Raw genomic sequence first — 24,848 nt, 5'->3', positions numbered from 1 at the left:
TCCTGGAAGTCCACCACGACGGCATCATGACCGGGCCGGGCCCCACGCGGCCTGTGCCGTCTCGCCTGTCACCGCCCCGTACCCGGCCCGGCCCGACGACCGGCGGACCTGTGGCACACGGTCGGCCTATGGTGGGCACATGAGTCGATGGAGGGAGCTGACCGGGGAGACGTCCGGCGAGGACTACGCCGCACGGTTCGCGGCCCTGGCCCGCAGCGGGAAGGACGTCCACGGCGAGGCGCGGTTCTGCGCGGCCCTCGTGCCGGCCGGAGCGCGGGTGCTGGACGCCGGATGCGGTACCGGGCGGGTCATGATCCGGCTCGCGGAGCTCGGGTACGACTGCGTCGGGGTGGATCTGGACGCGTCGATGCTGGCGGTGGCGCGCAGGCAGGCGCCGGAGCTTCCCTGGTTCCAGGCCGATCTTGCCGAGTTCGACCCCGCTGTGCTCGGCATCGCGGCGGACTTCGATCTCGTGGTCGCGGCGGGCAACGTCATCCCGCTGCTCGCCCCCGGCACCGAGGCCACGGTGGTCGAGCGCCTGGCCGCGGCCCTGCGTCCGGGCGGCCTGCTGGTCGCCGGCTTCGGCCTGGACGAGGCCCATCTGCCGGTGCCGCCGAGCATCACGCTGCCGGAGTACGACACCTACTGCGCCGCGGCCGGTCTCACCCTCGTCGACCGTTTCGCCACCTGGGACGCCGACCCCTACGACGAAGGCGGCTACGCCGTCAGCGTCCACCGCCGGTGAGAACACGCAGAACCTCTGCACGACCTCCTGGCCACCTCGGCCACCCGCACCCACCGGCTCCCACGACGCGCAGAGCCACGGCCTCGAAGCGACGGGCCCGGAACACACTGCGGCTACGCCCGGTTCCGAAGCACTCGGCGACGGTCCGTACGCGCCCGGACACAAGGCTCAGGCAGATGCTCATTGCCAGGCGCGCGATGCGTCCGAGCCCTGGCAGCCCTCATCCGGCGCCCGCCCGTGCTCCGGCCCGGACACTTCCGCCGCTGATGCCCAGCAGCTCGCACCGGACAGAACCGCCCCACGTCCTCCTGGGCGGGCAAGCCGGCCGGCCGCGGTTCGGCAAGCCGACTGAACAGCTGGCCCGCACATCGGCATGGGATGGTCCCGGCTTCCATCACAGAACCACTTCTGGGGTGGGAGAGTTGGGGTGATTGAGTGTCATGGACCCTCACTTTTCCGCCATTATCGGGGCATGCAAAAACTTGAGGCCCACGAGATGCCTCTGCACAAGGTGTTCAGCAGTGACTACGACTTCCGGATCCCCGAATACCAGCGACCCTATGCCTGGCAGGAAGAGCAAGCGACCCAACTGCTGACGGACCTGCAGGAAGCCCTGGACCGAGGGACGGACGAGCCGTACTTTCTCGGATCCGTTGTCCTCGTCAAGAACAGTACGTCTCCTGAGGCCGACGTCATCGACGGACAGCAGCGCCTCACGACCCTGACCATCCTCCTGTCGGTCCTGCGTGACCTCACCGAGGATGCGGAACTACGCGATGACCTCGACCGACTGGTGATGGAGCCGGGTGCCAAAATCCGTGGGCTCGCACCGAGGCCGCGACTCACTCTACGTCACCGTGACACGGACTTCTTCAAGGAGTACGTGCAGACGAAGGGCGCGGTGGACACCCTGCTGAAGCTGAAGGAGGAAACCCTGGGCACCGATGCGCAGAAGGCGATCCTCCGCAATGCGACCGTCCTCCACCGCGAGCTCGCCGCGTTGACCGAGGAACGCCGGCTGGAACTGGCTCAGATGCTCGCAGAGCGGACGTTCCTGGTCGTCGTCAGCACTCCTGACCTCGACAGCGCGCATCGGATCTTCAGCGTCATGAACTCCCGCGGCCTGGACCTGTCCCCCACCGACATCTTCAAGGCGCAGATCATGGGGGATTTGAGGAGGGAGGGGCCGGGGGTCTCGGAGGCGTGTGCCGCCACCTGGGAGGACGCCGAAGAGATGCTGGGGCGTGACGACTTCGCGGAACTCTTCCTCCACCTGCGGATGATCTTCGCCAAGAAGCGAGCGGAACAGGAGCTGCTCAAGGAGTTCCCGGAGCAGGTCCTCAGCCGTTATCTTCCCGGCAGAGCCGCGGTCTTCGTCAACGACGTCGTCCGGCCGTATGCCGAGGCATTCGTCAAGATCCGTGAAGCCCGTTATGAGTCCGCTTCGGATGCGGAGGCGGTCAACGCCTGGTTCAAACGGCTTCAGCAGGTCGACAACTACGACTGGCGTCCCGCTGCTCTGTGGGCGCTGCGCCACCACGAGGACGATCCGGTGTGGCTCGACACGTTTCTGCGAGCCTTGGAGCGGCTGTCGGCCAGCATGTTCATCCGCCGTGTCTACACGACTCCACGCGTCATGCGCTACGCCGAGCTGCTCCGGCAGCTCGACGGTGGACTGGGCCTCGACTCCCCGGCACTCGAGCTGAGGGACGACGAGAAGGCCGAGACCAGGGCCAGGCTCGACGGGGACATCTATCTGGTCGGCAAGATCCGCAAGTATGCGCTGCTCCGGCTTGACGAGCTGCTGGCCCGCGGGCAGGGAGTGACGTATGACCACCCGCTCATCACTGTCGAGCACGTCCTGCCGCAGAACCCGGAGAGCGACTCGCAGTGGGTCGAGCTGTTCGACGAGGAGCAGCGTGCCCAGTGGACGCACCGGCTGGGAAACCTGGTGCTGTTGAACCGCGCCAAGAACTCGGCGGCCCAGAACTACGACTTCGCCACCAAGAAGGCCAAGTACTTCACCGGCCGCGGGGGAGTGGTCCCGTTCGCGCTGACCAGTCAGGTGCTCCAGCACACCGAGTGGACCCCCGAGGTGCTGAAGGCCAGGCAGGAGGAGCTGCTGGGGGTGCTCTTCGAGGAGTGGCGTCTGTGAGGGAGGGGCCGGGACGTGATGCCCCGGCCCGACCTCCAAAGACAGCCATGGATTTCCAAGGAGTTCCATTATTTGGGTCGGATGGGCTATGGTCGTCCACACCTCACGGCTCACGGTCCCGCGGTGCAACACGGTTCCCGTGCGTCCCTGGCCGTTCATGGGCTGTCGGTCTGTCCGGCCGCTCCCTTTCGTAGTCGTCTTCGCAGTTGTCGCCTCCTTGGGAGTCCCGTCATGCCCGTATCCGCCGATCCCGCCCCAGATCCGTCTTCCACGGGGCCGTCCGTCCAGGAGCCGGCGGCTGGGACTCTCGCTCATCTCATCGCCGGGCGGCTCGCCGACTCGGACCTCGACGAGGACACCCGAGCCCTTCTGCTCACCGTCTTCCAGGACGACGGCGGGGCGGGCGGCCGGATGCCGGGTGCCTACCTGCAGTCCGTCACGGTCAGCGGATTCCGCGGTATCGGCCGCACCGCACGTCTTCCGCTCACCCCCGGCCCGGGACTCACCCTGGTCACCGGCCGTAACGGTTCCGGCAAGTCGAGCTTCGCGGAGGCCGTCGAGATCGCGCTGACCGGCGACAACGCCCGCTGGCGCGGACGCAGCGACATCTGGCGCAAGAGCTGGCGCAACCTTCACCATGGCCAGGAACCGCAGATCGCCGTGGAGTTGCGCATCGACGGCCAGCCGGAGCCGGCCACCGTCCTGCGCACCTGGCACGGGGACGACGTCGCCGACTCCACCGCCGAACTCGACCGGCCCGGCCATGACCCCGTCCAGCTCACGGACCTCGGCTGGCAGGAGGACCTGGCGACCTACCGCCCTTTCCTGTCGTATTCCGAACTCGGCCAGGTGATCGGCGGCAAGCCCAGCGAGATGTACGACGCCGTCGCCTCCATCCTCGGACTGGAGCAGCTCGCCATTGCTGACAAACGGTTGCGTGAGCTGGCCCGTGAGTACGAGGCACCCGCCAAGGCGGCCAAGGCCGAACTGCCCGCTCTGCTCGCTCTGCTGAGCGGCACCGACGATCCCCGGGCCAGGGCCGCCCACACTGCGCTGAGCGGGCGGCGTCCAGACCTTGCCCGGGCGGCCGAACTGGCTGCCGGAACCGGCGCGGCGGACGAGTCACTCCTGTTGGATCTGCGCCGCCGCTCCACCCTGGTCGGCCCCGACACCGAGGCTGTCGCCACAGCCGTGGCCCGGCTGCGCGAAGCCATCGCGGCCGCCGAGGACCTGCGGGGCACCTCCGCCGAGGACGCGCTGCACCGTGCGGAGCTCCTCGCCCGCGCGCTCGCCCACCACCGCGCCCACCCCACCGTCGACATCTGTCCGGTGTGCGGCGGCACGGCCCGCCTCGACGAGGAATGGGCGCGGGACGCCGCCGAGCAGGAACGCCAACTGCGCGCCGAGGCCGAGCAGGTCCTCACCGCCCGCCGAGAACTCGAGGCAGCCACGCAAGCCGTTCGCGACCTGGCCGTCCCGCCGCCCGACTGGCTGCCGTCCGAGATCGCCGCCGCCTGGGACGACTGGCTGCGCTGCCGCACCATCTCCGACCCGGCGGTGCTGGCGTCCGTCGCCGAGAACGCCGCACGGATCGCCGCCGACGCCGCACGAGTCACCCGCCAGGAGGCCGCCGACCGCCTCGCCGAGCAGGACGACACCTGGCGCGACGCCGCGCGGACACTCGCCGCCTGGCTCGACAAGGCACGGGCCGCCGAGCAGGCGGCCCCGCATCTGGCCCGCGTGAAGGCCGCTCAGAAATGGCTCAAGGCCGCCCATGACGAGATCCGCGCCGACCGGATGCGGCCCATTGCGGAGGACGCTCAGCGCATCTGGTCCCACCTGCGCCAGCAAAGCAACGTCGCCCTTGGCCCGATTCGCCTGACCGGCTCCGCGACCCACCGCAGGGTCACCCTTGACGTGACCGTCGACGACATCGGTGCTCCCGCACTCGGCGTGATGAGCCAGGGAGAGCTGCACTCCCTCGCTCTCTCCCTCTTCCTTCCGCGGACCTTCCTGCCCGAGAACCCCTTCCGGTTCCTCGTCATCGACGACCCGGTGCAGTCGATGGACCCCGCCAAGGTGGACGGCCTCGCCCGCGTCCTGGCTCTCATCGCCGAGCACCGCCAGGTCATCGTCTTCACCCACGACACCCGCCTGCCGCAGGCCCTGAAGTACCTGCGGCTGCCCGCCACCGTCCTCACCGTCGACCGCCGTGAGCGCTCCACCGTACGGGTCCGCTCCGGTGACGACCCGGTCAAGCAGGCCCTGCACGATGCGAAGGCGCTCGCCAGGACCCGCGACCTGCCCAGCGACGTCATCGCCCGTGTCCTGCCCGGTTTGTGCCGCACCGCACTGGAAGCCGCATTCCTGGAACCGGCTCGACGCCGGCTCCTCGGCAAGGGGGTGCCGCACGCCGAGATCGAGCGGCGCATCGCCAAGGCCCACCGGCTCACCGAACTGGCCTCCCTCGCCCTTTATGGGGAGACCGACCGGGTGGGCGAGACCATGACCGACCTCACCCGGGCCTATGGTCAGCAGGCCACCGACCACATCCGATGGTGCAACAAGGGCGCGCATGAAGCCGTGCCCGTCGGCGACGTGGAGGAGATCATCCGCCGCACCGCGGACCTCGCGAAGGCGGTGCGATCCCTGTGACCACGATCCGTCCGGCCACACCTCTTCCGTCCGCGCGTACGCCCCGGCTTCCCGCGGTTGCCTCGCCTCTGCCGCCGTCCACCTCGACGCCGGAGGAGCTGCTCGCGGGCGCGGACCGGTTGCTCGGCACGGCCACCGCCTCCACCACGGGCGTCTGGCCGCGCGCCGTGGCACTGCTGCTGCGCCACGCCCTTGAAGAGGCCCTGCGCCGCTACTGGCACACCCGCAAACCGCCACTGGCCCACTGCCCTCCGCACGCCCAGGCCCTGTGTCTGGAGGTCTATGCGAACCCCGGGACGGCCCGCCGCTGGTCGACGGCCTGGGCCGGCCTCAGCCGGGCCTGCCACTACCACGGTTATGAGCTGGCTCCCACATACGGGGAGCTGCGTGCATGGCGGGACGACGTCGAACAGGTGATCGGCGCTTTGGCGTCCCGGACACAGTGACAGATCGCCGCCGGACTGCGGGTTCGCCGCGCCGGGCGGCTGACCGGATCGGCGGGGCAGGGGACTGAGCACCGGGAAGGGAGACTACCCGGCCGACTTCCTCCACGAGCGGGTGCTGAGGCGATCAGCCGGAAACGGTAATGGACATCCAGTGTCACGGCTCCTCGCGCGCCGACCGCTGAACCCGCCGAGGGCCTTCCACCCGCTTCTCCACTTACCATGGCCGTGGTACTTGGCGCGGAGTGAGGGCCCGGGGTTCGGCACAAGTGTGGCGAGCTGAACAGAGGCGTGGCAGGGGAGATGACTCAGCGGCCTGTCATGGGCGACCACACGGCCGTCCTGGCCGGTCTTGATGAAGCTGCGGCACATCAAACACGTGCGGCTGAACCTTCCGTTGCCCACAAACACCCTCTTGGTCGCGCTGGCGCTGATGTCTTCCGTATTCGCTGCTGCGTCCTGCTGGGCACGGGCCAGCACCTTGCCGGCTCCCGGACGGGAGGTTCCGTGTTGACTCGCCCAGACGGCCCGGAGGTGACTGCGCAGTGCCGTAGTCGACCCCGGCGGTGGAGGCGGCGTGCTCAACGCCTCAGTGCACCGAGGTCGGCCAGATGAGTTCTCGCACGTCGGTGGTGCGTTGCGCGTCAGCCATCCCACGACTCCGGAGCTGGACCGAACGCACGACGACTGGCCTTCACAGCCAGAGCGGCCATGGCAGCGTTGGCGCCACCGCCGATGACAGCACCGATACCGAACGGTGCCACTCGGCCGAGGACGACGATTCCCTGCTTGGTCCCGTACTTTGTGATGAAGTTCTTCCCCAGGACCTTGTTGATCTGACGCAACGTCTCGACCGGAACCTTGGCGACAATCTGACGTCCCCAGTGTTGCCCCGTCCGCCCGGCAATCTTGGTAATGGTGGTGGAGCCGGTTCCACCGAGCATGATTCCCATCACGATCGTTCGGCGACGCTCGAGTTCGTCGATGGGGACTCCGTGGACTTCGGCGAGCGCGAGCGCGAAGAGGGCGGTCAGCTCAAGAGATGACAGAGCCTTGCCTGCCGACAGGGCCAGCGCTACTCCCGTACCGACTCCCGGCGCGGCCGCCGTTCCTCCCACTGCGGCACCTGTCCCGGTCAGGGCGCTGACGTACATCCGCTCCAGGCTGCGTATCACCTGTGCCGGTGACGCCTCCGGGTTCCGCTGACGGGCCCGGGCAATGTTCTTGCGTACCAGGAGGCTCTGGCTGTCGATTGCCTTGTCCAGAAGGTCGAGCACTCGCCGCCCACGTACGTCAGATGCCGGAACCGATCCGTTGTGGGTATCTGTTGTCATGCTTTGAACTCCTTGGGCTGTTGCGTCCCGGAGGAGTCTCCCACTCAAGCTGCCGGTTTCGGAGCGTTTTCGTGACAGCTCCTACCTGTCCTGGATCAGAACTTGCGGATTCGCCGCGGTCAGATCCACCCGCTGTGCGGGTTCGTGCCGGGGCCGCGCAGCCGTAATTCAACCCAGACCGTCTTGCCGCTGGGAGGGTGCAGCTCGACGCTCCAGCGGTCGGTGAGGGCGGTCACCAGGAGGAGACAGCGACCGGGCTCGGCGTCCAGGGACGGTCCGCGGCCCGCGCGCAGCGACGGAAGGCTCCCCCTCGGGCGTCGGTGACGGCGATGCGGAGCAGTCCGGCTTCATCGTCGAAGAGCACGTCTTTCGGCGCCGGCTCGGTGATCGGGGCCAGATGCGGGAGATGCTGGACCATGTGCTGGAGCTGAGCGCACCGCGTAATGTGACGCTTCAAGTCGTGCCGCTGGAGGCAGGATTGCATGCCTGCCTGGATGGTCCGATGCCGTTGCTGGGGACCCCAAAGGGGCAATGGTTCGCGTACTCCGAGGGGCAGCGGAACGGCTGTCTGATCTCCGATGTGAAACTCCGATGTGCAAGAGGGAGCCTCCTCTGCTGACGCTATGACACACCGCGCTTGCGGACTCCGAACCCAAGGGCTCGCGGGGTCTGCTGGAGCGACTCCGAGGAGAGCCATGAGCACGAGGCCGGAACCGGCGTGGTTCAAGTCCAGCTACAGCGGCAGTCAGGGTGGCAAGGGTGACAGCTGTGCGAAGGTCGCCATCACCGGACAGACCGTATGAGTGCGGCACTCCAAGGACGTGTCGTGCCCTCACTTCACCGTCGGGCGCGAGCAGTGGGCGCGAGTCGTGGGATTCGCGGCAGAGGCGTGATGTCTCTGTCAAGGTGAGCGGTGGCCGGGGGCGGCCTTGTACGCCTCGGCAGAGACCCAAACGAGATCATGTACCGCTCGCATCTGGGATCCGCCTGGCCCATGCCATTGCACGAGCCAGGAAGGACCGGGCGTCCATCAGCCTTCGCGGCTGCGGCAAATGCCCACGAAGTCGCAGCCGGCACAGGATGCGCACCAATTGTCCAGGCGGGACAACCGGTTGGTGCGCAGCGAATCCGCCGCCTCCGCGACTCGCCTGCCGAGGTCGGTCATGACCTCGGGATCCACCAGCTCGCGGGTGTCGCGTCCTTCCTTGTCAAGGTTGAGTACCTCGACGATGTCCGCGTCCTGCCCGGTCAGCTCCCGGTAGCCGAGCACGTATAGGTGCAACTGGTCACGGGTCAGGTCCTCGGCCTGGGCCCGTTCGCTGGACTTGAAGTCGACGACCGACGTCTCGTTCGTGTCCAGTCGCTTGATCAGGTCGACTCGGCCGGTCACGGTGACGCCGGGGACCGGGTGGATCTCGACGGGCTGCTCGGAGTAGCGCGTCTGGTGCAGGGTCGCGCCATGACGCTCCAGGTACCGCCGGACGGCCGTCTCGGCGGCGGGGCGGAGCTGGGCGGCCGCCGCCGGGTTCGCGAACGGGAGATTCAGATGGCGGTCAACGAGCTCTTCCGCCTCCTCGGGGGTGGCGATGTCGCCCTCGATGGCACGCTTGTGGATCTCGGCCATGACGTCGTGCAGAGACTTGCCGAAGCCGAGTTCTTTCTGCAGGGGCGAGTCGAAGCCGTAGAGCAGGCGGAGCTTGAAGGAATACGGGCACTCGAAGAGGTACTTCAGGTCTGAGAAGGACATGACCACTTCGGGGGTGCCGCGCCTGGGGGTCGGCGTCAGTCGGCCATGGGGGGAGGGAACGACCTCCTTGGTGAGGACGGTGTGAACCCCCGTGGCTTCGCTGAAGAAGTCCGAGTGTTTCTTGCCAGTGCGCTTCTCGCTGGGGGCGAAGGAGAGCGCCAGGTACTTCTGGGCGCGAGTGACGGCGACGTAGAAGAGGCGCCGCTCATCCGCTTCGGTGCCCCGGTAGCGGGCTGCGTTCGGAACGAGGTCTTCCTCGATCACGTGGAAGACGCCGAGCCCGCCCCGGCCGGAGGCGGGGAAGGTGTTCTTGCGCAGGGCGGGCAGAAAGACCGCAGGCCACTGCATGCCCTTGGCCTGGTGGACGGTGGCGATGACGACGGCGTTGGGCTGGGCGTAGCCGTTGTCCCCGTCGGACTCCTCGTAGTAGTCGGGTGCCTGGTGCTCGACCCATTTGGCGAACTTGTTGAACCGCTCCTGGGGTTCGCTGGTGAGGTAGATGCGTTCGAAGTCCCCGATCGCGGTGGAGAAGCGGCCGAGGTTGTAGTAAACGAGTTCGCCCCGCTCGTTCGGAACACGTTCCTCACGCAGCTCCACGTCTTCGAGGAACTTGAGGAAGACGCCCTGGAGCGTGGTGGAGTCCCAGGGCTTGGAGGTATCCCACTGCATGGCGGTGGTGAGAACCGAAAGCCCGGCACGGACATTGTCCTCCGTGAGCCCGACGTCGGCGTCCAACCATGCATCGACGACGTCCTGCTCGTCGGCCAGCCCCGCGATGAACCGAAAACAGCTGACGGCCGCCTGCACCTCCGGGGTCTCGAAGAGCTTGGTCGGGCCCTTGATGACGTACGGGATGCCGCGACGGCGCAGCTCTTCGACGAGGGGCCCGGCGTCGGCCTTGACGGAACGGAACAGGACGGCGAAGTCGGACCAGTCGAGCCCGCGCGGCTCACTGCCTTCCCGATCCTGGAAGGGGACGCCACGCAGCCGTTCCATGCGGTCGACGAGCCAAGTGGCCTCGGCCTCGGTGTCCGGGAACTCCAGCGCCAGCAGGTCACCGCGCTCGAAGGTCTGGTGACCTGCGGCCGTCATCGCCTTGCCGAGACGCTCGCCGGGAGGAATTTGCTCAACGATGCGGCGTGCGAGATCGACGATGGCGGAACTGGAGCGGAAGTTCTCGTTCAGGGTGACGCGGCGGACATGGGCGTAACGGTCCTCGATCGTGAGGATGTTCTCGACGGAACTACCGCGCCACTGGTAGATCGTCTGGTCGTCGTCACCGACCACGCAGAGGTTCGCGCCGTGGCGGGTGAGCCCGCGGATCAGCCGCTCCTGAACAGGGTTGGTGTCCTGGTACTCGTCGACAACGACGTACTTGACGGTCTCCTTGACGTACCGCTGAAGGTCCAGAACGGACTCGTCACCCTTGTCATTGTCGCCGTTCAGCAGGCCGGCGGCCTTGTGGAGGATCGCTGTGTAGTCGAAGTACGCTCTCTCGCTGAGAAGTTGCATGTACTTGCGGAGCCCGTCCGCGACGTCCGGGCGGAGCCCTTCCAGGTCCACGTCGTCCTCACGGAGGATCGACATGACCTGCTGGTACAGCTTGGAGTTGACCCAGCGCCGCAGAGGTTTCGCAGTGCCTTTGACGATCGCGTTTGTCGTGGTCAGTCCTGAGAGGGCGCTGTACTTGTCGATCACCAGGCGGGTCTGCACATCGTTGAGGACGTTGTACTTGAACGTCTCGGGGACGTGGCTGTGCAGCAGCTCCAAGGCGTAGCCGTGCATAGTGCCGATGTACATCTCGGCAAGGCCGTGCACCTCGCCGTGGAGTTCACGGATACGGGTGTGCACACGCTCCTTCAGCTCACCTGCGGCCTTCTCGGTGAAGGTGAAGGCGACGATGTTCTTCGGCTGCACATCGGGCCGCCCGATCAGGCCGGCGATCCGCTGTGAGATGACCTCCGTCTTGCCGGAACCGGCACAGGCGACGATGAGGAGGTTGTCGTCGTGGGTGTTGATGGCGGTGCGCTGGGCATCCGTGAACAGCATTGTTCCCCCCGGATCTGTCTGGTGCCTCTGTGTGCGAGGCCGGTGGCAGGCGGGGTGGGGTGCTGTGGCGGCACCCCACCCCGCCAGTAGTGACGTCAGGTTTCGACGGCCTTGAGGATCTCGTCGCCGTAGTGGTTGACAACCGTGACCGCGATGCGGCCCGGCTTGGGCAAGGGGCATGACTTCGTGGGGAAGAGGGTGACCAGGGCCTCCTCGTCCCGTGCGCGCACTGCACCGCGCAGCTCGGTGCGCAGGTGTGACGGGCGGTGCCCGAGCTCCTCCGGCGATGCCCCCATGCGGGGCAGCTTAGCGCGGCAACCAATCTGTACCAAGAATTTCCAGTGAATCCCAGTATTTGTGCTACGGTCGAGTGCGGCGGCGCACCCAGCCGGTTCGATCCGAGGGGCGCCGTCTGTTCCGAAGCAAGGAGGGGGAGGCAATGAGCCACGGCGCAACGGCATGGCGCAGGCCGCCTTGGCTGACCGGGGACGGCCGCCTCGTTCGGGTGGGGCCTGGTACCAGCGGAAGTGAGGAGCACATCTGCCCCGCGCACGCCGCGGCCAAGGCCCGGCCCGGTCTCTGGCCGGCCGACCGCCTCCGGTTGCCGAAGCCGAAGCTCGAGACGTTCACCCTCGGACCGGTCATGGACGCCGTCGACCGGGTCGAGTTCCATGGCGAGACACCGGATCAGGCCCTGGCGAGCCTGCGCTCCCGCACCCCTGCCCTTCATCCCGGCCATCTGACGTATGCCGAGCACGCCTTGCGTACGTACCTGAGAGCGTGCGACGGCGACAGTGAGCAGCGGCTGCTGCCGGTCCGTCCGTACTGGGTGGCACAGCGGGAGAACGGCAAGCTCTGGGAGCTGTACGCCTGGTGGCGCAGGTACGAGTCGCCCGGCGGACGACTCCGTGAGTACCGGCGGCTGAGACACGGAGAGGCGAAGGACTCCGAGCCCGGGGAGATCGCCATCGCCGTGTACGCAGCGGTCCACGGACGTCAGGCGGAGTGGCCGCGGCCATGGTCACGCGCGTTCCGGCCGTACGGTCCCGCAGCCCGGCCCCAGCGCATACGCGTGGTCGAGGTGGGACTGGCCGACGGACGGACCCGTGTGCAGTTCGACGGGACGGCCGAGGAGGCCGAGGCGTACTACGCCGAACACGGGCACGGGCACGTGGCCCGGGTCGTGGCAGGTGGCAGGCCGACGCCGGGCTCGTCCTGCGTCGACTGCAAGCAGTTCACGGGATGTGAGGCCGTGCCGCGCAGACCCGGCGTCCTCGGGCTCTCCTCGCGGGTGGCACCGCTGAGGAAGGTGTCGGTCAGCGATCTGCGCTATCACGCAGTCTGCCCCGCACAGGGATTTCTCCGTGCCCTGCACCTGCCCAAGTCCGACGAGTACGGCAGTGCGGCCAGGCTCGGTCAGGCGGTGCACGGCTGGATCGAGAAGCTGCACCGGCGCCCTGGACAGCCGCCGTGCGTGCCCGGCGACATGCCCGCGGAGGGCGAGAACTGGACAGAGGGGCGCTGGCGGGTCTCCGACGAGGACGCCGTGACCGGCCGGGACATGCTGCTCCACCATGTCGACGCCTGTCCCTTCCAGGACACCGCCCTCATCCAGCGGGTCGAGCCCGAGGCCCTCCGTGTCGTCCACGACACCGCGGCCCAGGCCGTCGTCATCGCCAAGCCCGACCTGCTGTACCTGGAGGACGGCTCGTGGGTGTGGCGGGAGCTCAAGACGACACGGAAACGGCGCCGCCACGACGAGGATCTTCTCGAGACCTACCCCCAACTCGCCTTGGCCGTCACGCTCCTGGCCCAGGGAGCACTGGGCGGTGAGCCGGGCGGCTCGCGCGTCGAGGTGGAGATCCTGCGGCCGGACGGTTCCGATCCGCACGTGATCGACCCGATGGACCCAGGCCGTCAGCAAAAGGCCCTGTCGGTACTGCGCTGGTATGCCGGCCCGTGGCGGAAGGACGAGGCATGGGATGCCCGTCCTGGACCGCATTGTCAGACCTGCCCGGTATCACGGTGGTGCCCCAGCGTCGCGTCCGATGACGCCGTCGCGGGAGAGGAGAAGGCGTGACCGCGACCGAAACCAAGGACGTACGGTCCGAGAGGGCCGCAGGCGCGGACGAAATGCTGCTCCGCGAGATCGCGAGCGCCCTGGTGTGCCTGTCCCGGCTGAGGACCGTACCCAATCCGGTCTACCCGGCGAAGGTGCAGAACGCGTACAACCGACTCGTCCTGCACTGCCTGCGCCGAGGGGAGGAACCCCCGGGCAGCGTGCCTGAGATGGTGCGGTGGGCTGGTGAACGGCCCCTGGGTGAATGGCCGTTGCAGCTGCCGCACGAAAACTTTTCGGGCACCTCCCTGCTCGTCGATCCTGCCACCCGGCTGCCGCACCAGCTGTGTCTGGAGTGGGAGGTGAGCGCAGCCGACCCGGCCGCCGAGCTCTTCGAGAACGAGCGCATCCGGGAAGCTGTCGCCCGGTGCCGCGCGGCCAAGTCACCGCAGGCGTACACCGCGTTCCGGAAGCTGCTCACCTCAAGGCCCGTGCTGACCGGCGCCGAACTGGCCCTGCTCGGCGGTGATCCCGACTCTGGGATGCTGCTGCACGATGTGATCAAGCGCTGCTACGAGTCCGTACCCGCCTTCTACCGGCGGCATGGCACATACCAGCAGTGCGCTCGCTGTCGCTGCCTGATGGTGCCGCTGCTGCACGGCGGTCATCGATGCGAACTGGACCGGTGCCGTCGCGACGGCACCTCGGACGAAGGCATCGCGCTCCGCGCCGATCAGGGCGGGCTCTTTCAGCTCAGTCGTCCTTTACGGATGTTCATCACCAGTCCTGGGCTCGCGGAGATTGATCTCCAAGCCGCCCTGCTGAGGAAATTCGGGATCACCGCGGAGATGTGGCCCCACTACGACGCGTACGACCTGCGCATCCCCCTGCCGGACGGACGGCACTGGGCGGTGGACGTCAAGGACCGGGTCAACCCCGTCCTTCTGGCCCGCTCTCTCACACCGTTCGGAGACGAGCCGCCGTACGACCGGGCTTTCCTGGTCGTGCCCCGCTACCGCTTCCGCGACAACGAGGCGTACGGGCGGCAGTTCCGCCGCCATCTGCGTGAGGACCTGGCCGACCGGATCACCCTCCTGGACGACCAGACCTTCCTGCGACTGGTCGCCGACGAGATCCCCCTCCCGCGCGACAAGGCGGGGGACCCGCGTATCGAAGGAGGCCCGCGTGCGTGACCGCAGAGGATGGCACCGGCGCTGCTCACCGCACCAGCTCACCGAGGTGTGGCCGGCGCACCTCGGCAGTTTCCGCCCCGGCGACCTTCTCGACGTCGAACTGGGCCTGTACCTCCTGCAGGACGTGACACCCACCCGCACAGCCGCCGATGTCTGGCCGCTGCTGGGCGGTTATCCCTACAGCGAGGTCTTCGGAGACGTCCGCACCGACGAACAGCGGCTGCGCATCCTGCGCGCACGCCACTACCTGTGGGACATGCGGCGACGGCACGCCTGGTCAAAGGCGCTGGCCGACTACCTGAAGGTCCCCCAGCACCTGCGCGGATACGACCTCGACGGACCCGGCTCCGTGCCGCGCCGCCGCGAGACGTCGCGTGCTGCACACCGCTTCGAGGTCTTCGAGGAACTGCTCAGCACGCCTCCCAGGTTCGCGACACGGTCCATTCCGTTCGCCGGGAAGGGCGAGTACACCTTCCGGGTGCAGGATCGTACGCAATCCGTCGTCTTCGACGAGGACCTGCTGACCGACACCCTGCCCCGTGCCCACGCGCTCGACGCACCGCCGGCCGGACGCGGAGACCCATCGACATCACCTGGGAAGAGCTCGAGAAAGCCGCCGACGAGATGGACGCCGTCGAGTCGACGGTGCCGGAGAGCTCACACAACGACTGGGCCGGGCGGCTCCGACGGGTGAAACTGCTGGTGCGCGACACGAAACTCGGCCGCTTCACCGAACAGGGACGGTTGAGGATCGACCGGTTGCTGCACCTCGTCGGCATGGTGGGAGCCGGCAAGTCCACTCTCCGGGACATCCTGACCTACCACCTTGTGACCCGGACGTCCCGTCGGGTCACCCTCGTCGTCGGTGACGTGGCCGAGACGCTCGCCGTGGTGGAGCAGTTCAACCGGCTCGGGGTGCGGGCCGCACCGGTGCTCGGGCACTCGACCCGGGAGCGCAACATCAACCGGCTGCACCGCCGTACGGCCACGGCCGGTGCCGCCACCATGCTCGGACACGACCACCCCGGGTTCGCCTACCTCAGCAGCGCCTGCCCTGTCGATGTGCTGCGCGGCCTGGAGGCTCGCCGCCCGCTCGGCATCCGTGAAGCCCCGTGCACCACTTTGTACACCGTCCCCGAACAGGAGGAGGTCACGGAAAGTGACCCTTTCCTCGACGACGAGGACGTCGTGCGGAACAGCTCACCGGGGCCGAAACCGCAGCGGAGACTCTGCCCGCTGTGGAATCGCTGTCCACGCCACCGCGGTGCCCGTGACCTGGTCGACGCGCAGGTGTGGGTGGCCACCCCGGCCGGCCTGGTGCACAGCCCGGTCCCGATGCACCAGCATCAGGAGCAGCTCAGATACCTCGAACTCGCCTGCCGGCTCAGCGACCTGATCATTGTCGACGAGGCGGACCGGGTCCAGATGCAACTGGACACCGCATTCGCACCGGCCAGCACTCTGGTGGGCAAGGCCCCGAACTCCTGGTTCGACGAGGTGGCCGTCCACAAGTTCCAGCAGATGGCCCGTGACGGGCGGCTCCAGCTGTCCGCCCGCGACGTCGACGACTGGACCAATGCCGTCAACACCGTCAGTGCCGCCACCGACCGGCTTTTCGCCCTACTGGTCCAGGACGACAAGCTCAGGCGGTGGATCAGCGTCGACTACTTCAGTGCCTTCACCCTCCACAACCTGTTGCTGGACAGCTGGTTCCCAGGACGGAAGGAAGGCGAACGCCCGCCCGCAGCGGCCCGGACGCTGGACACCGCGCTCGGCCGGTTCCGCGATGATCCGCTGCACGAGCAGCAGAGCACGAGCGACGACGACGAAGTGACCCCTCTGGTGAACACGTTCGTCCACCTGACCCTGGAACTCCTCCACGCACCCCAGGGAGCACGGACACGCGAGAGGCTGCGCGACACCCTCACCGACATCCTCGTCGACATCGTCGGGGACGACAGTGCGGTCCTCGCGGACATCGATCTCCAGGCCCGGCGCTTCGAGTTCACCCTGCTTCTTGCCGCGCTTCACAGCCGTCTGGACTTCATGACCACACTGTGGCCACGGGTCGAGGCGGCCCTCAACCTCGAAAGCGCCTCGAACGTACTCTCCCGCAGACCTCCCAAGGACTACGAGGCGGTCATCCCCGAGTCGCCCATGGGCAACGTGCTGGGCTTCCAGTTCCGTCACGACGACCGGGAGCGTGACGGCGACCGCAGCGGTGAGCTCCGTTTCTTCCACTGCAACGGAGTGGGCCGCGAACTGCTCATGCGGCTCGGCGACCTGAGCGCCGTGGACGGACGCCCGGGCCCGCACGTCCTGCTCATGTCCGCGACGAGCTGGGCAGGCACCTCGAGCAGGTACCACGTACATGCGGAGGTCGGTGCCGTACTGCGTCCTCACGACGAGGAAGTCGAAGCCGTCCTGAAAAGCGCATTCCGCAAGGAATTCCTGTACTGGCCCGGCAGCGACCGGCCCAAGCCGCTGCGCCTGTCCGGCTGCGACCCCGAGGAACGGCCACAGGCTCTCCTCCACATGCTGCACCAACTTGCGGTCCCCGACCGGAGCCTGCCCGACGCCGTGAGCATGCTGGACGCGGAGCTGCGAGAGATCGATGACCCCGACCGCCGTCGCATCCTGTTGCTCGTCGGCAGTTACGACGAGGCGCGCCGGGCTGCCGAGTACCTCAACCAGATCCCCGAGTGGAACGGCCGCGTCACCCGGCTCGTGCCCGACGACGCGGACTTTGACCCTGCCTGGATTCGTCTGCCGGAGGACGCCACCGTACGAACCCTGTCGCGCGGTGACGTGAAGTCCTTTCCCTCGGCCGGCGGCGACATCCTCGTCGCACCGCTGCTTGCCGTGGAGCGAGGACACAACATCGTCCTGCGCGGTGGCAAGGCGGCCATCGGTTCCGTCTACTTCCTGGCACGCCCTCACCCTCGGCCGGACGACATCTCACTCGCCATCCAGTCCATCAACGACTGGGCCATCCGCCAGCTCCGTGATACCGACGGCTCCTTCCGGCAGAGCGCGCTCGCCGCTGCCGCACCCGACCAGGCGGCCGTGGCGTTCCGCAGCCGCGCACGTCATCAGTGGAACCGCTTCCTCACCCGGCGACTGGCCTGGTCGAGCCTGCGGGAGGAGGAGAAGGAGGCGTTCACCTGGGACCAGCTCGTCGTCATGTGGCAGGTCGTCGGACGCCTGGTGCGCGGCGGCGTGCCGGCGCGGGCGGTGTTCGTCGACGCGGCTTTCTCTCCCCGCGAAGCGGGATTCCACGACGCCGACACCCCTGACACCAGTCTGCTGGTGAGCATGCGCGACGTGCTGGCCCCTTACTTCGAGGACGGGAACGCTGCCGAGCGAGACCCCGCCCCGATCGACAAGTCCCTCGTCCGTGAACTGTACGCACCGCTCTACCACGCACTGGTGGGCATGGGGTGACGGCATCCGTCACTCCGCCGGCACCGAACCGCACAGCACCTGCGACGTGGTCACGTCGCGCACGAACACATCACGCTTTGTCCCAAGGAGAACGGCACCATGGCCCAATACCAATACATCCGCCCCGCGGCGTATCTGCCCGACCCGGCGCAGGGGCCCTTCATCGTTCCGATGCACACACTCTCCCTGCCCGCCCACTGGGAGGAACCACTTCTGCGCCTTTACCACGGAGGGATGACCGAGAAGCAGGCTGAACGACGGCGCCGCGTACCCACGGCGGCGTTCAATCAGCTGCTGCGCGCCACCGCACCGGACATCGTCACGGTCGACTCCACGGCACGCTTCGGTTCGGAGAACCCCTGGCTTTACTGCCAGGACGCGTACCCGACAGCAGTGACGAACCTCTACATCGCCACCTGGCTGAAGAGTCTTCCACGCCATGCCGACGATCCGGAGACCACGGCCCTGCTGGTCGACTGTCTCCGGGACCTCGACACCGCGGCACTCGGCTGGCGTGCGGACAAGATCGACCTCCTGGCACGGCAGCTGTCACCCGGAGGAACCGCCCTGCCCGCGCCCCATGTGTACCGGTTGCTTCCCGACGTCCTCGCCGAACGCATCGTGCGCCAGGAACCGTACGAACACCACGGGCGGCAGCTGTCGTTCCGGCAGGTTGCCGGCCTTGCAGGCGCTCGGGGCCAGGGAAGCGGGGGTGCCGAGCTGATGTCGGACCCGATCGAGTACGTGCCCGGGCGGCGCGGTACCGGCAGGCCGGTCTACTACGCGGCGACCCTCCGCATCACCGTGCGCACCGTTCCCTTCTCACCCGTCCCGCGCATCCACCTGGCCGCCGGTGTGCGCCGGTTCGTCTCCGGCAAGGTCTACATGCCGTACGGGAAGGGTGTGTCCGCTTATCTCCTCCCGGAGGACTCACTCGTCAGCGGCGGACCACAGCCGCGGCGTTTCGCGGTCGCCATGCTGGAGTGGAAGAACGGCACCACGGACTGGCGCCAGGGCGGAGCAGCAGGGATGCTCGCCCAGATCAGCGCACTCAACGCACTGCCGTCTCCGGCCCGGTTGATGGAGGAGGCCGACCGCTGGATCCATGGCCGGGACGGTATCCGGATCGCGATCGGGCACCAAGCGGCCATGGGAAGGCATCCGATCGGTACCGGACTGATGCCCAGTGAGCGCCGACGGCTGATCGAGTGGGCGGAGCAGGCGCTTGCTCCGGAGTTCGTTCCTGTTCCGAAGCTCGAACGCAGTCCCTACGCGCGGCGTCCCAAGAAACAGCTCAAAGAGTTGCCGTCCCTTCCCAAGCACGCGGACAAGAAGGATCCCGAAGAGCTCGCCGCTCTTCTGGACAAGCGTGAAGTGGCCGCTGCCCACAACGCTCGGACCATGCGGGTGCGCCTGGCGGAAGCCCTCGGTGGGGAAGACCTCACCGTGGCCGTGCTTCATCAAAGCGACATCATCCGTGACCAGATGATCGCCGCGGCGGAGACGGGGCTGGGATTGGCCGAGCACCGGTGTGCGCAAGGCCCGGACACCTGGGTGTGGAGCACGGAGGAGCTGACTGTACGGCTCCACGCGCGGCCCTTGGGGGCACTCGGCGCACCGCTGGGAGGCGACAGCGTGCCGCGGCGGGGACACGAACACGACAAAGCCATCGAGGAACGCCGTACCGACGTCAGGCGAGCCATGACCGCCCTTCGCGAGGACGTGCCCGGCGTACGGCTGGCCTTCGTCGAGCTCGACGGGGAGGAGGCCTTCCGCCATGCCAGGCGACGGAGCGATCCCAAGCACGCGATCCGTCTGGGATGCGCGGACGCGGGCCTGGTGACCCAGTTCATCCGTCCGCCGGACCCGGAAGCGGAGAGGGAGGAGGCTGTCGCGGACGCGGGACTGCGTGCCGCCGCGGCGTGGTCGGACGGCCTGCGACAGACCGGAGTACGGCTGGTGCCGCAACACACGCTCGGCGACGCGCTCATCCCGCCGAACCTGAACCAGGTGGCCTTCCATCTCGTGGAGCGACGCCTGGACGGGCCGACCGGGAAGCGGCAGTTCACCCCGATCGCTGTGCTCATCCGGCCAGGCGCGACGTGCGTCCTGGGCAAGTCGGCGGACATGCACGAGTGGGTTCCTTACCCCGAACTTCTGAAGTCGTTGACCGGACGGGTCGAAGGCCGCAAGGACAGCGCGGAGCAGTCGGCCATCATGGCTGCCTTCGTCAAGAAGACCCTCGCGCAGCTGCGCAGCACTCCGACACTCGTTCTGGTGCACGCCCAGGATGTGCGGAAGCGCTGGTCATGGCTGCGCAATGAAGGTCTTGAACAGGACAGGCTCGGCGTGGACGGAAGCCCGGTGCAGAGGATCGGGTTGTACGGCAAGCATGTGCGTGTCGTCCGGGTCGCCGACGGCAGCCGGGACGAGACAGCGGAGTTCTGGGCTGAGCGGGAGGAGCTGTCTCCGGAGCTGGCAGGCAAGCAGCGCGGGGGTATCGCGATGGGGCTGTGGCGGCTCGGTGACGGTGAAGACTCGAACCGTGTTTTCTACAGCACGAGTGGCAAGCTGGGTACCCAGTCGAAGCTGACCAACGACGACGCCAAGCTGACGCCGCATGTCAACGCTTCGGGAGCCAACGCCTACCGCCCGACGGCGAACGCCTGGAACCCGAATCTTCTCGAACTGACGGTCGCGTGTCTTCAGCCCGGTGACGACGCGGAGGCATGGGCCGCATTCGTCCACCAGCAGCGTTTCAGTGAGGACTACCAAGCCGGCCGTGAGGGGCTGACACTGCCCTTGATCCTCCATCTCGCGCGGCTCGCGGACGACTACGCCCTGCCTCACGAGACCGAGGACCTGGCGGACCCGGCGGAACCTCCCGCCGGGATTCCGGCAGACGACGGTCCGACGGGTCAGCTGGCCTTCGACTTCGACGACGTGTACGACGAATGACCAACATCCTGACGCCGATGCTTCTCAGCCCATCGGGAGAGGGATGACTGGTGCCGTGGAGCAGTGAACCCCGGCATGTCAGCCGGACCACTGACCTGCCCGCCACCAGCGCAGAATGGCGGCGGTCCGCCGACGTCATCGGCGGACCGCCGCACAAGACCGAGGCCGGTCCCTGATGGATGGTCAGGTATGCGTTTCACGAACCGTGCAGGGGGCCTTCCGCAAGGAAGCGCGTGACGGCCTCGCGCTCGCTCGCCGTCCGGGCGGAACACGTGGCTCGAAGTGACCGAGGGCGGTGAGCCTCTTTGGTTTAAAGGGGTGGTGCGGCACGGCGTGAATACCACTTCGCACCCGCCCGCGACCAATTCCCCGGCATCCCTGACGCCCCTGTGCGCGCTTCGCTACTCTTCCCGGCACACCGGCAGATCAGGGGGGACAACAAGGTGCCGGGACGGCAACGCGCGGAGAGGGCCACCATCGTGGGCGGACGCGATCGACGGGGAAGACCTCTCCTGTACGAGCGCGAGAACGAGGTGACCGCCGCACGGATCGCGGTGGACCGGCTCTGCGCGGGCGGCGAGGACGGCGAGGACCGGCAGGGCGGGCTGCTGTTCTACAGCGCGGCCGCCGGACTGGGCAAGACGACCGTGCTGGCCGAGGTCCGGCGCATGGCCACCGCCCGCGGCTGCACCGTGCTGTTCGCCCGCGGCAGCGAACAGGAGCACACGGTCCCCTTTCACGTCGTACGCCAGTTGCTGCAGCCCGTCCTCGCGTCCTGCACCGAGGCCGAGCGCCGTGAGATCTTCGGCGGGTGGTACGAGATCGCCGGTCCCGCCGTCGGCCTGTTCGCGCAGCAGACCGGCGCCCCCGCCCCGGACCCCCAGGGCGTCAGGGACGGCCTGGACTGGGTCGTCACCCAGATCGCCGTGCGCCGGGCACCGGTCGTGATCGTCCTCGACGACGCCCACTGGGGAGATCTGGAGTCGCTCGCCTGGCTCGCCGCCTTCGCGGTGCGGGCGCGGGAGCTCCCCGTGCTGGTGGTCCTCGGCTACCGCCCGGACGAACTGCCCGCCGAGGCCGAGGAGTTCCGCGAACTGGTCGAGGGCCGCAGCACCCGCCCGATCCCGCTGCACGCCCTCAGCCCGGAGGCGGTGGCCGAGCTGGTGCGCGGCTCGCTCGGAGCGGAGGCCGACGACGTCTTCTGCCGCGAGTGCTGGGTGGTCACCGGCGGCAACCCCTACGAGACCGTCGAACTCATCGCCAAGGTCCAGGACCGGGGTCTCGCCCCGGACGCGGAGTCGGCCTCCCTGCTGAGCGAACTCGGTGCGAGCGCGCGGGGCACCGGACTGGTCAAACGGCTGGAGCGGCTCGGCCACGCCAGTGTCCGGCTCGCCTGGGCCGCCGCGGTGCTCGGCACCGAGATCTCCGCGGAACTCGCCGCGACCGTGGCCGGATTACCACCGGCCGAGGCCATGAGCGCCGTGGACCGGCTGCGTGTCGCCCGTATCCTCACCGGCACCCGGACCCTCGAGTTCGTCCACCCCCTGATCGCCACCGCCGTGTACCAGGCCATCCCGCCGGCCACACGCACCGCGCTGCACGGACAGGCCGCCTGGGCGGTGGCCGACGCCGGCCTGGGCATCACCGCCGCCGCCCGGCACCTGCTCGAGACCCACCCCGAGGGCGATCCGCACACCGTCCGGCAACTGCGCGCCGCCGCCCGCGAGAACCTCCGTCTGGGCGCGCCCGACGCCGCCCGGCGCTGCCTGGAACGCGCGCTGCGCGAACCGCCGGCGCCCGAGGACCGTGCGGACGTGCTCTACGAACTCGGCTGCTCCGCCCTGCTCACCGCCCCCGCCACCACGGTCAACCACCTCACCGCGGCCCTGGAGCAGCCCTTCCTGAGCCCCGAACTCAGGGAGAACGCCACCTTCCGGCTGGCCCAGGCCTTCGCCCACAACGACGAACTCGGCAAGGCGGCCGCCGTCGCCGGTGCCGAGGCCGCCAGGGCGGAGTGCCCCCGGGCGCGGCTGCGCCTGCAGGCGGCGCACTATCTGTGGCTGACCTTCGACGCGTACGAGACACAGGCGTGCGACCGCTCCCGCCGGCTCGCACGGCTCGTCGAGCAGCTGCCCGGGGACACCATCGGGGACCGAGCGCTGCGGTGCCTGCGCGCCTGGGACGCGACCCTGCGCGGGGAGCCGGCCGCGGACATGCTGGCCGTCGCCGCCCGCGCCGTGGGCCTGAGCTACACCGACCCGGACTGGGGTTTCGAACTGCCGAGTCTGACCGCGCTCGCCTACATGTACGCCGACGAGTGCGACCGTGCTGAGGAGCTGTTCAGCTCGGCCATCGAGGAGTGCGAGAAGGTCGGCTGGGGCGGCGCCCATCTCTCGTTCGGTTTCACCCTCCTCGGCCTGGTCCGGCTGAGGACGGGGCAGCTCGCCGAGGCGGAGAGGTACGCACGTGAGGGAGTGCGCCTGGCCGAGCGGGTGGGCGACCGGGTGCCCGCCCGCTGGTACGCCGTGGGGCTGCTGGTGGACGTCCTGCTGTCCCGGGGGTGCCCAAAGGAGGCGCTGCGCGTCGCCAGGACGTACGACTTCGCACCCCCCTACCCGAACGCGGTGGTCTTCCCGGACGCCCAGACCGTCCACGGACGGCTGCTTCTCGCCCACGGCCTGCGCAAGGAGGCCGAGGACCAGCTCACCGCCGCCGGGGAACGGCTGGAGGCCAAGGGCGTGCACAACCCGACCTGGTGCCCCTGGGCCGGACACCTCGCCCTCGCCGTCGCCGAGGAGGATCCCCGGCGCGCCCGTGCCCTCACGGCGAGGATGCTGCGCCGGGCGGAGCGCTTCGGCACGCCCACCGCCATCGGCGAGGCACTGGGCTTCAGCGCGGCGGTGGCCGAGGCCGGGCAGGCGCTGCCGCTGCGGGAGCGTGCGGTGGAGACACTGCGCCGCTCTCCCAGCCGGCATCTGTACGCCGAGGCCCTGATCGAACTCGGCGCGGAACTTAGCCGTGCCGGCCACGCCGACAGGGCGGCCGGGCTTCTGACCGAGGGCATCGAGCTGGCGGACCGGTGCGGCGCCGGTCACCTCGCCGAACGAGGCCGCGCGGAGAGGCGAGAGCGGCGGCACGGTCCCACGGAAGCCGCCCCTCGGCGCAGCGCGGGGCGAACACCGCGGAGCCGAGCCGGCCGTGATCACACCGCGGGCAGTGCGGCCGGGATCCGCTCCAGGACACCGCCCGCGAACACGTCGTACAGCGGCAGTGTCTCCAGGTGGACATAGCCGATGTGACAGTCGCAGACGGCCAGCGGGCACGGGCGGGGACGCAGGGCCCGCCGGTAGGAGCCGTCGTACAGGTTGCCCAGCTTCGTGCGGACGAAGTGACAGCGGCGCACCGTGCCCTCCCCGTCCACCGAGACGACCGACTCTCCCGTGCGGCAGGGCAGGCCGGCGCTGCGGTGCGGGTGGCGGCTGTACGGGAAGAGCGGGTCCAGGGCGGTCCACCGGTCGGCCTCGGCGTCGGTGTAGGTGTGTCCCTCGGCGGCGTTGACCCACAGATACACGTGGGCGGGCAGATCGGCGCGCAGGCGGCGCGCGTGCCGAAGGTGCTCGGGCAGTCCGACGACACCGACGCTGTAGCGGACACCACGGGCGGCCAGGTCGTGGCACTTGGCCAGGAAGCGGTCGTACGGCGTCTGTCCGGGGTGGAAGGTGCACCACAGGGCGAGGGTGTCCAGGTCGGCCCCGTCCAGCCAGTTCGTACGGCAGCTGAGATTGGTCTGGATCGCCACCCGGCGGATGTGCGGCAGCCGGCTCAGTTCCACGAGCACACGCCGGTACCAGGAGCGCACCAGGCCCTCGCCCCACGGGGTGAACAGCACCGAGAGCCGGTCGCCCCGCTGCGCGGCCGCCCAGGCGGCGAAACGCTCCAGCGCGGCCCGGTCCGCGGCCAGCTCGGCGGGGCTGTCCCGGCGCTTGGCGAAGGGGCAGTACGGGCAGTCGTAGTCGCACGACGCCAGCGGACCGCGGTAGAGGATCGTCAGGTCCATGAGGCTCTC

The 24,848-nt window shown here is 68.7% G+C and carries 15 protein-coding genes and 1 pseudogene; 11 read left to right on the top strand and 5 right to left on the bottom strand.

Translation table 11 applies throughout. The features are described 5' to 3' along the window. Positions 1-139 precede the first annotated feature (139 nt). The 4 genes from ABD224_RS16855 to ABD224_RS16840 all read left to right on the top strand — a co-directional run bounded on the left by ABD224_RS16855 (position 140) and on the right by ABD224_RS16840 (position 6,001). A complete protein-coding gene (locus ABD224_RS16855; RefSeq protein WP_344050515.1) occupies positions 140-745 on the top strand; it encodes a class I SAM-dependent methyltransferase in 606 nt (201 codons plus the stop codon). 472 nt (positions 746-1,217) lie between these two features. Further along, a complete protein-coding gene (locus ABD224_RS16850; RefSeq protein WP_344050513.1) occupies positions 1,218-2,900 on the top strand; it encodes a DUF262 domain-containing protein in 1,683 nt (560 codons plus the stop codon). A 231-nt stretch (positions 2,901-3,131) separates the two neighbouring features. Beyond that, a complete protein-coding gene (locus ABD224_RS16845; protein WP_344050511.1) occupies positions 3,132-5,555 on the top strand; it encodes an AAA family ATPase in 2,424 nt (807 codons plus the stop codon). After that, positions 5,552-6,001, top strand: coding sequence for a hypothetical protein (locus tag ABD224_RS16840; RefSeq protein ID WP_344050509.1), 450 nt, complete (start codon positions 5,552-5,554; stop codon positions 5,999-6,001). Before ABD224_RS16845 ends, ABD224_RS16840 begins: the two co-directional genes overlap by 4 nt. A 641-nt stretch (positions 6,002-6,642) precedes the next feature. On the opposite strand, the gene ABD224_RS16835 is transcribed toward ABD224_RS16840, so the two are convergent. Then, positions 6,643-7,332, bottom strand: a complete 690-nt coding sequence (locus ABD224_RS16835; RefSeq protein WP_344050507.1) for a hypothetical protein — start codon at positions 7,330-7,332, stop codon at positions 6,643-6,645. 232 nt (positions 7,333-7,564) lie between these two features. Continuing rightward, entirely contained in the window at positions 7,565-7,750 is a 186-nt protein-coding gene (locus ABD224_RS16830) for a hypothetical protein (RefSeq protein ID WP_344050505.1), read from the bottom strand. On the opposite strand from ABD224_RS16830, the pseudogene ABD224_RS16825 reads away from it, so the two are divergent. Further along, positions 7,679-8,031 (top strand): annotated as a pseudogene (locus ABD224_RS16825) (Scr1 family TA system antitoxin-like transcriptional regulator); the annotation flags it as partial. The gene ABD224_RS16830 and the pseudogene ABD224_RS16825 sit on opposite strands and share 72 nt — an antisense overlap. Positions 8,032-8,362: 331 nt before the next feature. On the opposite strand, the gene ABD224_RS16815 reads toward ABD224_RS16825, so the two are convergent. Continuing rightward, positions 8,363-11,128, bottom strand: a complete 2,766-nt coding sequence (locus tag ABD224_RS16815) for an ATP-dependent helicase (protein WP_344050503.1) — start codon at positions 11,126-11,128, stop codon at positions 8,363-8,365. Between the two features lie 95 nt (positions 11,129-11,223). After that, positions 11,224-11,424, bottom strand: a complete 201-nt coding sequence (locus ABD224_RS16810; RefSeq protein WP_344050501.1) for a hypothetical protein — start codon at positions 11,422-11,424, stop codon at positions 11,224-11,226. Between the two features lie 143 nt (positions 11,425-11,567). On the opposite strand from ABD224_RS16810, the gene ABD224_RS16805 reads away from it, so the two are divergent. The 6 genes from ABD224_RS16805 (at position 11,568) to ABD224_RS16780 (ending at position 24,072) form a co-directional block, all read left to right on the top strand. Beyond that, complete coding sequence (locus ABD224_RS16805) at positions 11,568-13,208, top strand: PD-(D/E)XK nuclease family protein (RefSeq protein WP_344050499.1); 1,641 nt, start codon at positions 11,568-11,570, stop codon at positions 13,206-13,208. Beyond that, positions 13,205-14,380 carry a pPIWI_RE_Y domain-containing protein gene (locus tag ABD224_RS16800; protein WP_344050496.1) on the top strand — a complete coding sequence of 392 codons (1,176 nt, stop codon included), beginning with the start codon at positions 13,205-13,207 and terminating at the stop codon, positions 14,378-14,380. Before ABD224_RS16805 ends, ABD224_RS16800 begins: the two co-directional genes overlap by 4 nt. Beyond that, positions 14,373-15,074, top strand: a complete 702-nt coding sequence (locus ABD224_RS16795; protein ID WP_344050494.1) for a pPIWI_RE_Z domain-containing protein — start codon at positions 14,373-14,375, stop codon at positions 15,072-15,074. The genes ABD224_RS16800 and ABD224_RS16795 overlap by 8 nt, the downstream gene beginning before the upstream one ends. Further along, a complete protein-coding gene (locus tag ABD224_RS16790; RefSeq protein WP_344050492.1) occupies positions 15,005-17,824 on the top strand; it encodes a signal recognition particle in 2,820 nt (939 codons plus the stop codon). The genes ABD224_RS16795 and ABD224_RS16790 overlap by 70 nt, the downstream gene beginning before the upstream one ends. A 99-nt stretch (positions 17,825-17,923) precedes the next feature. Further along, complete coding sequence (locus ABD224_RS16785; protein WP_344050489.1) at positions 17,924-20,782, top strand: pPIWI_RE module domain-containing protein; 2,859 nt, start codon at positions 17,924-17,926, stop codon at positions 20,780-20,782. Between the two features lie 479 nt (positions 20,783-21,261). Further along, the gene (locus tag ABD224_RS16780; RefSeq protein WP_344050487.1) at positions 21,262-24,072 is read left to right on the top strand and encodes an ATP-binding protein; all 2,811 of its coding nucleotides are present in this window, start codon (positions 21,262-21,264) and stop codon (positions 24,070-24,072) included. On the opposite strand, the gene ABD224_RS16775 is transcribed toward ABD224_RS16780, so the two are convergent. Then, positions 23,985-24,839, bottom strand: a complete 855-nt coding sequence (locus tag ABD224_RS16775) for an STM4011 family radical SAM protein (protein ID WP_344050485.1) — start codon at positions 24,837-24,839, stop codon at positions 23,985-23,987. The genes ABD224_RS16780 and ABD224_RS16775 overlap by 88 nt on opposite strands. Between the last annotated feature and the right edge of the window lie 9 nt (positions 24,840-24,848).

It is taken from the genome of Streptomyces thermoalcalitolerans (assembly GCF_039525155.1).
Classification (GTDB): Bacteria; Actinomycetota; Actinomycetes; order Streptomycetales; family Streptomycetaceae; genus Streptomyces; species Streptomyces thermovulgaris.
Note: the sequence above shows the minus strand (reverse complement) of the source record. Positions and strands in the feature narration are given on the sequence as shown.

Bases quoted from the DNA above. Each gene is read 5' to 3' on its own strand.
- ABD224_RS16790 (WP_344050492.1), top strand. From the start codon at position 15,005: ATGGACGCCGTCGAGTCGACGGTGCCGGAGAGCTCACACAACGACTGG.
- ABD224_RS16835 (WP_344050507.1), bottom strand. From the start codon at position 7,332: ATGACAACAGATACCCACAACGGATCGGTTCCGGCATCTGACGTACGT.
- ABD224_RS16805 (WP_344050499.1), top strand. From the start codon at position 11,568: ATGAGCCACGGCGCAACGGCATGGCGCAGGCCGCCTTGGCTGACCGGG.
- ABD224_RS16830 (WP_344050505.1), bottom strand. From the start codon at position 7,750: ATGGTCCAGCATCTCCCGCATCTGGCCCCGATCACCGAGCCGGCGCCG.
- ABD224_RS16810 (WP_344050501.1), bottom strand. From the start codon at position 11,424: ATGGGGGCATCGCCGGAGGAGCTCGGGCACCGCCCGTCACACCTGCGC.
- ABD224_RS16855 (WP_344050515.1), top strand. From the start codon at position 140: ATGAGTCGATGGAGGGAGCTGACCGGGGAGACGTCCGGCGAGGACTAC.
- ABD224_RS16815 (WP_344050503.1), bottom strand. From the start codon at position 11,128: ATGCTGTTCACGGATGCCCAGCGCACCGCCATCAACACCCACGACGAC.
- ABD224_RS16785 (WP_344050489.1), top strand. From the start codon at position 17,924: ATGGCCCAATACCAATACATCCGCCCCGCGGCGTATCTGCCCGACCCG.
- ABD224_RS16850 (WP_344050513.1), top strand. From the start codon at position 1,218: ATGCAAAAACTTGAGGCCCACGAGATGCCTCTGCACAAGGTGTTCAGC.
- ABD224_RS16845 (WP_344050511.1), top strand. From the start codon at position 3,132: ATGCCCGTATCCGCCGATCCCGCCCCAGATCCGTCTTCCACGGGGCCG.
- ABD224_RS16775 (WP_344050485.1), bottom strand. From the start codon at position 24,839: ATGGACCTGACGATCCTCTACCGCGGTCCGCTGGCGTCGTGCGACTAC.